The 11624-nt window shown below is 46.2% G+C and carries 12 protein-coding genes; 6 read left to right on the top strand and 6 right to left on the bottom strand.

Annotated features, from left to right (window positions below):
- Positions 1-60: 60 nt before the first annotated feature.
- The 5 genes from gspG to B5D50_RS02750 are packed head-to-tail and all read left to right on the top strand — an operon-like array spanning position 61 to position 2914.
- Positions 61-522 carry a type II secretion system major pseudopilin GspG gene (gene gspG, locus B5D50_RS02770; protein WP_078921048.1) on the top strand — a complete coding sequence of 154 codons (462 nt, stop codon included), beginning with the start codon at positions 61-63 and terminating at the stop codon, positions 520-522.
- Positions 523-957 (top strand): GspH/FimT family pseudopilin, encoded by a 435-nt coding sequence (locus tag B5D50_RS02765; RefSeq protein WP_234975780.1) that lies wholly within the window; start codon positions 523-525, stop codon positions 955-957.
- Positions 935-1351, top strand: a complete 417-nt coding sequence (locus B5D50_RS02760) for a type IV pilus modification PilV family protein (RefSeq protein WP_234975779.1) — start codon at positions 935-937, stop codon at positions 1349-1351. The genes B5D50_RS02765 and B5D50_RS02760 overlap by 23 nt, the downstream gene beginning before the upstream one ends.
- The gene (locus B5D50_RS02755; RefSeq protein ID WP_234975778.1) at positions 1348-2004 is read left to right on the top strand and encodes a prepilin-type N-terminal cleavage/methylation domain-containing protein; all 657 of its coding nucleotides are present in this window, start codon (positions 1348-1350) and stop codon (positions 2002-2004) included. The genes B5D50_RS02760 and B5D50_RS02755 overlap by 4 nt, the downstream gene beginning before the upstream one ends.
- A complete protein-coding gene (locus B5D50_RS02750; RefSeq protein WP_078921046.1) occupies positions 1988-2914 on the top strand; it encodes a type II secretion system minor pseudopilin in 927 nt (308 codons plus the stop codon). The genes B5D50_RS02755 and B5D50_RS02750 overlap by 17 nt, the downstream gene beginning before the upstream one ends.
- Here the strand turns inward: B5D50_RS02750 and B5D50_RS02745 are convergent.
- The 3 genes from B5D50_RS02745 to B5D50_RS02735 all read right to left on the bottom strand — a co-directional run bounded on the left by B5D50_RS02745 (position 2868) and on the right by B5D50_RS02735 (position 6799).
- Positions 2868-3785, bottom strand: a complete 918-nt coding sequence (locus tag B5D50_RS02745; RefSeq protein WP_078921045.1) for a hydrogen peroxide-inducible genes activator — start codon at positions 3783-3785, stop codon at positions 2868-2870. The two genes, B5D50_RS02750 and B5D50_RS02745, sit on opposite strands and share 47 nt — an antisense overlap.
- A gap of 24 nt (positions 3786-3809) precedes the next feature.
- Positions 3810-5771 carry a 3-hydroxyacyl-CoA dehydrogenase NAD-binding domain-containing protein gene (locus tag B5D50_RS02740; protein WP_078921044.1) on the bottom strand — a complete coding sequence of 654 codons (1962 nt, stop codon included), beginning with the start codon at positions 5769-5771 and terminating at the stop codon, positions 3810-3812.
- A 182-nt stretch (positions 5772-5953) separates the two neighbouring features.
- A complete protein-coding gene (locus B5D50_RS02735) occupies positions 5954-6799 on the bottom strand; it encodes a YiiX/YebB-like N1pC/P60 family cysteine hydrolase (RefSeq protein WP_078921043.1) in 846 nt (281 codons plus the stop codon).
- A 371-nt stretch (positions 6800-7170) separates the two neighbouring features.
- Between B5D50_RS02735 and B5D50_RS02730 the strand changes: the two genes are divergently transcribed.
- Entirely contained in the window at positions 7171-8163 is a 993-nt protein-coding gene (locus tag B5D50_RS02730; RefSeq protein WP_078921042.1) for a hypothetical protein, read from the top strand.
- A 58-nt stretch (positions 8164-8221) separates the two neighbouring features.
- Here B5D50_RS02730 and argA read toward each other — a convergent pair whose 3' ends face one another.
- Genes argA through B5D50_RS02715 form a run of 3 tightly spaced genes read right to left on the bottom strand, consistent with a single transcriptional unit; the run spans position 8222 to position 11490 of the window.
- On the bottom strand, positions 8222-9520 hold the full coding sequence (gene argA, locus B5D50_RS02725; protein ID WP_078921041.1) for an amino-acid N-acetyltransferase: 1299 nt from the start codon (positions 9518-9520) through the stop codon (positions 8222-8224).
- Positions 9521-9559: 39 nt separating this feature from the next.
- Entirely contained in the window at positions 9560-9907 is a 348-nt protein-coding gene (locus B5D50_RS02720; RefSeq protein WP_078921040.1) for a YraN family protein, read from the bottom strand.
- Positions 9904-11490, bottom strand: a complete 1587-nt coding sequence (locus B5D50_RS02715; protein ID WP_078921039.1) for a penicillin-binding protein activator — start codon at positions 11488-11490, stop codon at positions 9904-9906. Before B5D50_RS02715 ends, B5D50_RS02720 begins: the two co-directional genes overlap by 4 nt.
- Between the last annotated feature and the right edge of the window lie 134 nt (positions 11491-11624).

The raw sequence follows: 11624 nt of genomic DNA, 5'->3' as shown, positions 1-11624 counted from the left end.
GTTAATAAAATAAATAACTAATAACATAGATTATGAATAATAACAAAGGAGCTGGTTAGCATGTTGCAATCCTCTAAAGCGAATAAATATCGAAGGACCCCTCTCAGCCTGCGTGGGTTTAGCCTAATCGAGTTAATGATTGTATTGGTTATTTTAGGCCTAATCGCCGGTATCGTCGGTCCACAAGCGATGAAATACCTCGGAAAGGGCAAAAGCCAATCCGCTAAAGTGCAAATTGAAAATATCAGTGCTGCTTTAGATATGTATCGTCTTGAGGTCGGCAACTACCCAACGACCTCAGAAGGCTTAAAAGCCTTGGTCGAAGCGCCCTCTGGAGCGCGGGGTTGGAATGGACCTTATTTGAAAAAAGGTGTCCCACAAGATCCTTGGAATAATGAATATCAATACAAACGCCCTGGCAGTAATAACCAAGCTTATGATCTCTTGTCTTTAGGCGGTGATGGTGCTGCGGGCGGTGAAGGGGATGATGCTGACATCAATTTGTGGGCTAAAAAGAATTAGATGCTGCGTCAGCAACGGGGCTTTAGTTTAATTGAGCTTATGCTAGTGCTGGTGATTGCTGCCTTGATGATGGGGGTGGCGGCTAGTGCCTTAACCGAAGGTCCGGTCTTACGTAAAGCTGCGCGTGAAGTGGCGACGAGTATGCGTCAGGCTCGCAGTGTTGCTATCTTGCAGCGCAAAGAAATGGTGTGGACGATGGATATTAGTAGCCGTCAATTTGGTTTGGCTAGTAATAAATGGGAGCAACGTTCTTTGCATACCAGTATTGCCGCTAAGATCAATACCGCTAAAACTGAAGTTGTTTCCGCGACTCAAGGCAATATTCGTTTCTATCCTGATGGCAGTTCGACGGGAGGCTCAGTTGAACTAACGGCACGCGGTCAAACCTTCAAAGTCAATGTGGAGTGGATTAGTGGGCGGATTAGTCTACTCTAAAGCCTTGAAACAACAGGGGTTTACGCTGTTAGAGATTATGGTGGCTTTTGTCATCACGGGTTTAGTGGTGGGTACCCTACTGCAATTATTTGGTTCAGCGATGCAAAGTGCTGCTTTAGCCGATGAATATAGCTTTGCTGTGCAAGTCGCTGAGTCACGGATGGAAGCGGTGGGCAGTGAAATAAAAATTGAGCCAACCACGGTTAGTGGGCAAGAAGAGGGGAGTGCTTATAAATGGACGGTCACGATGCAGCCGATTGAACTGCATGACAAGCAAGATGAATTCTCCCTCTCAGTCGAGCCGTATCAAGTGATAGTGGTTGTCAGTTGGAGCAGTGAGGGTAAGCAACGTCAATTCACCCTCACTTCACTGCGCTTCGGGGAGAAATCTTGAGGATCACGAACCCTCGACAGCCAAGCTATCAGCAGCAAGCTGGTTTTACGCTGCTAGAAATGATGGTGGCCTTTAGCCTACTTGCTTTATTGTTTTTAGCCTTATTTTCTAGTTTCAATACGATTGGGCGTGGTTGGGAGGCGGCTGATCGGCAGCTGCTCAAAACCGAAGACACGCGCTTAATTAGTGAGTTCCTGCGCAATCAACTCAGCCAAACCATTGTGGTACAAATCAAAGGGGAAACCGGCCCCGTCTATGCGTTTGAGGGTACCGATCATTATGTGCGTTATGCAGCACCGTTACAGCCCTTACAGCATCAAGGTGGTATTTATTTAATTGAATTAGCGGTCAAGCGCGATCAAGACGGTCGCAAAATTGAAATGCGTTATGCACCCTATCGACCTGAGCTGAGCTGGGATGAAGCCTTAAAATCTGTTGAACCCGTCTTGGTCTATAGTGGTTTGGGCTTAGTGCATTTTGATTATTATGCCGCTGAATCCGACCAAGATGAGCCACGTTGGGAATCTGAATGGCTGGATCAGCCGGTTTATCCGTTACTGATGCGTGTGATGATTGAAGGTAAAGATCGGCGAGCTTGGCCGACACTGATCGTCGATTTGCCACAGGTAGATGAGTATGTCGGCGCAAGTTAGGCAAGCAACTCGAGTGAAGCAGCCAAGGCATCGTCCAAAGGGGATAGCCCTGATTATGGTTTTATGGATGATCATGGTGATGATGACGATGGCAGCGACGCTCATTTATGCAGTCAAAACGGAAACACAATTAGTCAGTTATGCGCGTGCGACGGCACAAGCGCGTAGCTTTGCGGAAGCGGCAGCACATTATACGGTGATGCAGTTATTTCTTCCCCTCGATCAGCGTGAGCTTAAACTGGGTGGCACGGCCTCGACTTGGACACATAATGGCTATGGTGTTGAAATTCGGGTGATCGGTGAAAATGGTTTAATCGACATCAATCAAGCCAATCGTCAGCTATTGCAGCGGGTGTTAACCGAGCTTGGGATTATTGATCAGGAAGCTGAGACTTTATTAGATGCGCTGGAGGATTTTCGTGATCCTGATGATTTAAAGCGGTTAAATGGCGCAGAAGATCAAGATTATCAAACCGCAGGGCTTGATTATGGGGCGAAAGACGCCCCTTTTGAACGTATCGAAGAATTGCAACAAGTACTTGGCGTCACACCGTTGATTTATCAAGGTTTAGCACGTTATTTATCAGTGAACGCACGCAGTAATGGCATTAATCCGATGTTAGCCCCGCGCCATGTATTGCTGATTTTAGCTGAGGGTGATCAAGCGGCTGTCGATGACTATATTCGAAAGCGAGAAGAGGCCGAAGGGGCTTGGGTACAGCCGCCGTTTGGGGGGGGCTTTTTAGATCATACGGAGCAGCCAGTTTATCGTTTGCAATTAAAGATTAAAGCCTTAGACAGTGAAACTGCTTATTTTGAAGAGCGAGCTATTCGTTTATTACCCGGTCATAATCCGCCATTTATTACGTATTTTCGGGTACAACAGCCTTTATCTTCGCAGTTCGAATAGCCTCACCGAGCTGTAAAAACTCTTGTTCACGTGCACTCCCACGCCGCCATGCTAAACCCACTTCTCGATAACTATCTTCAGTAATCGGCCATAATTTGACCGCCGTACCTGCTAATAACGGCGAACCAATCACCATTTCGGGCAAATAAGAAACGCCTAAATCAGCATCAAGCATTTGCACTAAGGTTAATAAGCTGCTCGCGGCAAAGCGACTGATTTTTTCAATATCCTGTAAATGACAAGCTGACAGAGCGTGATCCCGTAAACAATGGCCATCTTCTAATAATAAAACGGTTTCTGGTTCGAGTTTTTCGATTTCGTAATAACTAGGGGTTAAATGTTGGGTATCTTCCCGACAAGCTAGATAAAAACGATCTCGAAAGAGAGGTTGGACTTCGGCATTTCTAAGTGCATAGGGTAAAGCTAGAATAATTAAATCTAACTCACCATCCATCAGTCTTTCATAAATACGCTGAGTAATATCTTCCGTTAAATACAGTTTTAGACGGGGAAACTCAGCCCGTAGTTTAGGTAGAATTTCTGGGAGTAAAAAGGGTGCAATAGTTGGAATCACCCCAATCCTTAATTCACCCGTCAAAGGCTGTTGGTTACTGCGAGCGAGTTCCACTAAACTTTCAATATCTCGTAAACAACGCCGCGCTTCGATGGCTAATTGCTTGCCAATATGCGTGACCGTCACATTTTTATTGGTACGATCCACGAGCTGTACTTCTAAAGTCGATTCAAGTTCACGAATGGCCGTGCTAAAGGCGGATTGAGACACGAAGCAAGCTTCCGCAGCACGCCCAAAATGTCCGTAAGTTTCTAGAGCTACAAAATAACGTAATTGTTTAACCGTAGGCAGGTTCATGCCACTTCCTCGGGTTGCAGGTCTCTATTTACGACTGCTGCGTGCGTATTGCAGCGGCCCCCCACGAAAAGCTGGAAACCCAGCGCCGAATACTACGGCTGCATCTAATAAGTCAGGGTTTTCGATCAGGCCTTGTTCCAGACACAAAGCGGCTTCCTCCGACATTTGATTAATGAGTTTATCTTGCAAGGCGCTAAGACTCCCCTCCCATTGAGAGCGCTCAGGTTTTAACATCCGCCCATGCCGATAGCGATAAAATCCAGTCCCGTTTTTCCGACCGAGTTTATCGGCTTTGACCATATCAACTAATAAATCAGGGACTGACAAGGGGCTGGTTTTAGCTAGAGTGTCGCCTAATTGCCAACAATAATCTAGGCCTAATAAATCAGCCCATTCTAAAGGTCCTAGCGGCATACCAAACTCCCGTCCAGCTTTATCAATCGTAACCGGAGGTACATTCTGTTGGCATAAACGGATGCCTTGCATAATATAAGTCAAGAGAATGCGATTAACGACTAAACCCGGTGTGCTTTGAACGGCTAAAGGTAATTTATTGATCTGTTTGACAAAAGCATAGGCTTGCTCAAGCACTTTAGGGGCAGTGTTAGCCTCTAAATGAATGATTTCCATTAATTCATGTTGAATAATCGGATAAAGAAAGTGCAAGCCGATCAAACGTTCAGGTTTCAATAAAACGGCGGCTAAACGCTCTAAGGGTAAGGTGGATGAAGTAATCGCTAATAAAGCATCGGGGCGACTATTTTCTTCTAAGCGGGCTAATAGCTCTTGTTTGTTAGCTAATTTATCTGTCGTGGCATCAATAATCAAATCGGCATAAAAAATACCCTGACCTTCGGGGTCAACGCTAATCCGTTCAGTTGCTGCTTTGAGTTTAGCCCCATCTTTTTGAAAATAGGTATTAAAAATCGAACGAATTCTCTCTAGGGCATAGCCTAAATTTTCAAGATTGACTTCCTGAATACTGACCCGCAGACCCGATAAACTACACCAAGCTGCAATTTCTCGGCCTACATGCCCTGCACCAATAATATGCACGCTAGAGTAAGTCGCTGCTTTGGCAGGCACGAGGGCTTTTAATTGATCTTTTAATTCTGCCAACCTTAATAAGTTTTGTGTACTTGAGGTTTCGAGCAATTCTTGGAAGGCAATCAGTTCCATCGGTTGTAAAGAAGTGAGTGCACTTCCTGTTAATTGCCAAAGGTTCATAAACCGAGACGCAGCGGGATAGTGCTCAATATCTTGGGTTTTAGCGAGTTTGCGCTGTTGTTGGTTATTAATGAGTACGCGGGCTGACAAGGTTTCTAAAAACATTGAGCTAAGCGGTGTAGTCGTTTTGGCAGGCTGACCCGCTATATAGCGTAGTGCTAAAGTTTTAATATGTTCAGGAGGAACGATGGCATCAATCAGCTTTTTCTGTAGTGCCGCTTCAGCAGAAAGTAGCGTCGCTTGGGTGATGAAGTCTAAGGCTGGTCTAACCCCCATGCGTTGCAAACTACGCGAGCTTCCTCCCCAAACTGGATGGATGCCCTGCTGCACCTCAGGAAAACTAAAGCGACTCTGCCAATGAGTGGTAGCCACGCAATAATGGCAAGCTAAGGCCAGTGATAATCCGGCACCGAGGCATTCACCCTCGACCATCGCTAAACTGAGCATGGAAGTAGAGCTGAGCTGCTCACAGAAAGCTTGACCTGCTTTGAGAAAGGCTAACAGCTTTTGTGGGTCTGGATTATTTTGCAATAGGCTAAGGTCTAAACCCGCACTAAAAACTTCAGGGCGGTTAGAATATAGCACTAAAGCACGCACCCTTAAGGCTTGGGCTAGTTGATAAGCTTGTTGTAGTTCAGCCAGTACTTCAGGTGTTAATAGATTACGGTTGGAGTTTTTTACGTCTAAACCGATCCAAAACACCTGCTGATCACGGCCGATTGTGAGATGTTGAAAATCCCTAGTAGCAGAAGTAAGCAAGCCCGAACCTATCCGACTGTGTAATTATGCAAATGTTTAGCCCCCGCGTCTTGATGCAAACCATCTATTTTTCCGAATAATTCTAACGCAAGCTGCGCTTATTTGTTAGTAAATTGCGCATAGAAACGTATTTTTAAGCAAATTAACCCGAAATCTGCCCTTAAAACTCGTGCTCAACGTGTTTAGGTGTTGGGTAATAAGGGGCTGTGAGTGTGGGTATCCAGTTTGATGGCAGGGGCGCTGGCTTGTTGCCACGGTAAGTTACGATATGCAGGTTGTTCATTGAAATGCCAAGCTGGATATTTTATCACTTCGAAATACGGGGAGTAGTCAAAGTCACTGGGTATGAAAAGTCGGAAATCGCGCTCTTCCAAACTCACACGATGATCTGCTTGGTTATTGTGGATAACGGGTAAAATCGGATAGTGCACTTGCTGAAAACAACGTGCAATCATACTAGAACAAATAATGTGCGTCGGTTGCCCTGCATTATGCTGAAATAAAGATGAGCGCCAACGCCGAGGTAAAATACCATAAGGAAATAAAAAGCGAGCCAGATCCATTAGCTGCTGCACATCATAGCCCATGCCTAGATGTTCAATAGCGACATTGACGACGGTATCTGCATCACGCCAGTCTAAGCCCGCTGGACGACAAATACGTAAATGTTCTTCTCGATAAGCATTCAGTGGATTAGCCACTGTGCCATAGCCTAATAGAGATTCGACCACTAATTTATCATTTGAATTACCTTGATAATGCGTTTGAAGTTTTTCGCGGACTTGTGGGTCGCGAATGTCATTAATCCGGCCGACGTATAAAGCCGCATGTGTCCAAGGTGATAAGGTCACCATTTGAATGACTTTACTCACCCGGGTCTGCCCGGCAAATAAAATGACATCGCCGGGGCGCACTTCATGCTCAAGAAAATCAAAATTATAATATGCACCGCTTGAATCTGCAGGAGGCACGGCATTGAGCCAATTAATACCTTTATCCCACAACCATTGACGTGTTGCTTTGAACATGACCCTCTCCTATTCGGTATTACAGAGTGCATAGTTCAAAGATTGACCGGAACGAAGCAAGCTTCAAGGCGGAGTCTCTTAGTGCTCCTGTAATACCTGTTGCTAATTTAGAGCACTAGCAGTTTTACCTGATTCACTAATTTAGATCAATTGCTCTCAAACCTACCATGTTTTTTGATAATTGGTTATAGCCAACTGGGTTAGCTGAAGGTTAGTGGCTTGTTGAGCTTGGCCAAAATATATTTTTGGTACTATATTGGTTCTAGTAAACTACACCTAGAGTAGTTAATCACCCGCAAAGTCGTCATCCAAATGGCGACCTTATCGAGTGGCAGCAGCGCGGTAAGTTTGTCTAACTATAAGGAACAGCTATGAAAATCTACCCATTATTGTTATTGATAGCGCTATTCTTGTTCAGTCATTGGGTTGTTTTGGCTGAGACGCCTAATGAAGCTCATATCAGTATCAAACAACTCGAAGCCCGCATTAGTACGCTGGAGGACCTACTCCAAGATTTACAGCAAAAACAAAGCAATGCCAACCTAGTCACCGCACCTTTTAAGGTGGTTGATAAGCAAGGCAATGTCTTGATGCAGATCAATAACAATGGGAATTTTACCTCACTGATCCTAAACTCACAGGAAAAAGAGAACAGCGTAGTGATGGCAACGGGTGCATACGGTAGCCGCCTCATGCTGGTAGATGGTTCAAATTCAGCACTGGTTGAGGCGCACGAGGATGGCAGCCATATAACGGTTGCAAATGCCGATGTGAAAGCATTACTCGGCTCAGGGGAGGATGGTCGGGATGGTTTGGTCATCCAGACGCCCGGTATCGCACCCGCTGCTCAGGAAAATACAGGTGGCAACCAAGGTGCTGGCGGTGGTCAGATGAGCGCAGAAATTTCCACACAAACTGGCAAAAAGCTGGCACTGCGCCTATCCGACGACCAAGGTAAAATCGTTGTTTCTGCTGGAAGCAACCCAGCCGCCGCTGGCTCAGGTACGGTGAAGGTCGCTAATACCAAAGGGGAAAACGTTGCTTTCATGGGGGCAACCCTAGAGGGAGAACACGGTGTAGTCGGTGTAGCCAAAGGTGGCAAGGATGTGATTGCGTTGCTAGCCGAGCCACGTTTGGTCGCCGTGTATAACGATACCGGAGCACCGATTGTGTCGATGGGTAAAAGTGATAAATCCGATGCTGGTAATCTGACGGCTCGCGACTCCGCTGGTGATGGTGTGTTTAGTGCAGGTTATAACAGTGCAGTGGGTGGCGGCGATGCTTGTGTGTACCGTGCCAAAAGGCAGAATAAGTTCTGTCTCGGTATCGGTCTCCCCGGGATGATGGGTACAATGGGGAACTGAGGGGGGAGTCCGCGAGCAGCGCAGCAGCTTTACTCCCGCTGCTCCCAATTTTACTGGCTCACAATGTCTTGAACATGACTTTTGAGTTACGTTTATGATTATAAACTTGTTTTTTGTTCTCAGGTAGGTCAGCAATCTCAGCATCTACAAAACCGCGCTCTCTAAACCAATCGGTGGTTTGCGTTGTTAGCACTAATAATTTCTTTTTGTGCTGTGTTTTGGCGAGTTGCGTAATCGCCTGTAAAAGTCGATCACCACGATTGGCAGTTCGATAATGTGGGTCGACGGCTAAACAGGCTAATTCACCAATGTGTGGGTCGGCTGTATCGTATAAAGCGGCACAACCAATAATCTTTTGATCACGTACAAACACTTGAAAGCGATTAACTTCTAATTCTAATTGTTCCCGTGAGCGCTTCACCAAAATCCCTGCTTGCTCCAGTGGGCGAATCACATCTAAAATCCCACTAATATCATCCACTCCGGCGGCTCGAATGGTTTCATAAGCATCTGCTGAGATCATGCAGCCAATCCCATCACGGGTATACAGCTCAGTGAGCAAAATACCATCGACGTTTGCATCCAATAAATGCACCCGCCCGACTTTATGCTTTAAGGCAGCGATAATCTGCGGGAGCATATCGTGATGATCAACATAAGCTTCCGCTTCTTCGATGGTTAAATTATTTGGTAAGTCAAACGAAGTTTCATCCAGCAACATGACCTTATCCGCTTCTAATGCTTGGGCGGCTTCAATCGCGAGTTGCTCATAGCGTAAATTATAAGCCTCACCTGTCGGTGAATAACCTAGTGGTGAGAGCAAGACAATATGTCGGTTTTCTAATTGCTGACGAATGAAATTATGCCGAATTCGCCGGATTTGTCCGCTATAGCCATAATCGACTCCCTCTAATACACCTAGCGGGCGGGCAGTAACAAAATTACCCGAAATAACCCCAGGGCCGATATTACCCAAACCGGGTTGTGCCAGCATATAAGTGAGAGCATTTTCGATCTTAATCCGTGCTGCACCACACGCTTCTTGTGCCGCTTCTAGGGCTGCTTGATCGGTAATGCGCATCCCTTCATGAAAGCGAATAGGTTGCTGTAGTTGTTCTAAGCGCCGATCAATTTGTGGGCGTGTCCCGTGGACTAGGACTATTTTTGCACCTAAGGCTGCAATAATCGCAATGTCCTGTAGGATACGCCGAAAATTGGTTTGCTCTAACACTTCCCCCGGAAACGCAATCACAAAAATTTTATCACGATGCTTGTGTATATAAGGGCTAGCTTCTCGGAAGAACTCCACACTATTGCAGTCAACCAATTTAGTATTGATTTTATTCGTGTCTGACATAATGATTCCTGTGCTTTATTTCTGTGCTAAGGCTCAGTGCTAGATTTCAAAGGCGTTTTTAATCCAAGTAATTTGTTGGGCTTGATTAATGGCAATCACATCAAAGCGACACGGTAAATCGACTGGATAACGCAGCAGATAATGCTGGGCGGTGCGGATGATGCGCTGTTGTTTAGCTAAGCTAATGCTATGCACCGCACCCCCAAATTTCTCACTACTACGATAACGCACTTCGACAAAAACCAGATAGTCAGCATCGCGGCCAATCAGATCAAGCTCACCTCCACGTAGCCGATAGTTACGGCTTAACACCTGAAAGCCTTGAGCCTGTAAATACTCACAGGCCCAGTTTTCTGCTTGTTGTCCGCGCTGCTGGCTCGTTGTCATTCTTCAAGTGGCATAGGTAAGCCATTTTTAAAGGTCGCCATCGTTAAGCGACGTTGAATCATGCGATTAGCGGTTAAACTGATTTCCCCCGTGCGGCCTTGCAGACGTTGATTTTGGGTCAATTGCGGTAAGTTTTTAGCCACAGCCACTGCATCCATTCCTAAGGCATATAAGCGCGGGTATTTCAGTTGCTCTAAGCTGCCCTGTTGCAGGCTCTGTAAAATAAAGGGGACTTCGGTATAAATAATGCCATCGAGGTCAATATCTTTATTTTTTTCAATACGTCCTGAGAAAATATGCGAAGTGGCATACACGGGCAAATCGGGGGCTTGGGCTTGAATCAGCGGTTTCATGAGGCGTGCCTGAGTCGGCGATGCGCCTAAAAACACCATTTGTGCGCCACTACTATTGGCTAAAGCGGTTTGTAAGGTGCTTAAATAAGTTTGGGTGGTGCTATTGGGATAAGCAACCTGACTGACTACCTGCCCACCCGCTGCTTGATAAGCCTTGATAAACGCTTCAGCGAGGCGGCTGCCCCATTGTGAATCAGGGACTAAGACAAGCGCTTGGCGTAAACCTCGATGGCTAGTCACCATCGCAATTTGGCGAGCTTCATCTTCTGGGGAAAGGCCAAATTGATATAAGGCTGGCGAGGTTTGGCTCTCACTAGCATAATTCAGGCTAAGCACAGGGACGGTTAAGGCCTGACGATGGGCTAGCAAAACCTCCAGAGCTTCTTTATCCAAGGGGCCTATAATCAGATCAGCACCTTCATTAGCCGCTTGTTGATATTGAGCCAGTACATTGGCTGGTGTGGTTGGGTAGTTTTTACTGGTAGTGACCGTGCCAAATTGGCTACCCATTTCCTGCATGCCGCGATAGATTTCTTTGCTGACTGCACCTAAAGCCCCACTATCAGGCAGCAAAACGGCTAAGTTTTCGACTGTTTGCGGGACTATACTCGTTGGCGCGTTGGGCGTTTGCTGAACTGCAGCTTGTAATTCCGGTGGGATACCTTGTGGAGTTTGGCGTTCATTGGGCAGGCTACCGCCCATTTCTAAGGCTCGTTGACGCACCAATAAGACTTTATTGCGTAAACCAGCGGTCATATTGGTCGCGTGTAAAGGTAATAAACGTAAAGCTTGATTAGCTTGCTCATTCTGTAAAGCCAGTAAAGCGAGGGTATAGCGATAGCGGGCTTGAGTCTCTCCTACTAAGGCTTGACGTGGAATCTGTTGCAAATAATGCTTAGTGCTGCGTTCATCTCCTAGCGAGGCGGTGACTTCAGCAGCTTGGAGGATGACTCGCTCACGTTGTGGTGGGGGAAGGGTTAGGGCTGCACGATAATAGATAGCCGCCGCTTCGGGTTTGCGGCCTTGCTTAAACAGTTGATTAGCTAACTCAACGGTAGGTTGTGCTTTAGCTTGACCAAAACTCTGGTTTTGACCTTGCAGCATCGTTGGTCTGCTGGCAGGGGAGTGAGTAGCACTAAAGGGGTTTGAATTGAGACTACAACCTTGCAACAGGAAGAGTCCACTGATTAAGCTAATTGACAATGAATAGCGTAAGTCCTGAATTGTCATTATATCTATCCTAAATATACGAGGAACTAACCGTGCGCTTTTGCCCAATAGGGGAGAAACTATAGCAGGGTTTCGCGTTTTTGGGATAGCAAAAAGCTCGCCAAAGCCTGATCATACCGTCTCCTAACCAGCCA

Origin of the sequence: Thiothrix eikelboomii (genome assembly GCF_900167255.1) — a bacterium.
Lineage (GTDB): Bacteria > Pseudomonadota > Gammaproteobacteria > Thiotrichales > Thiotrichaceae > Thiolinea > Thiolinea eikelboomii.
Note: the sequence above shows the minus strand (reverse complement) of the source record. Positions and strands in the feature narration are given on the sequence as shown.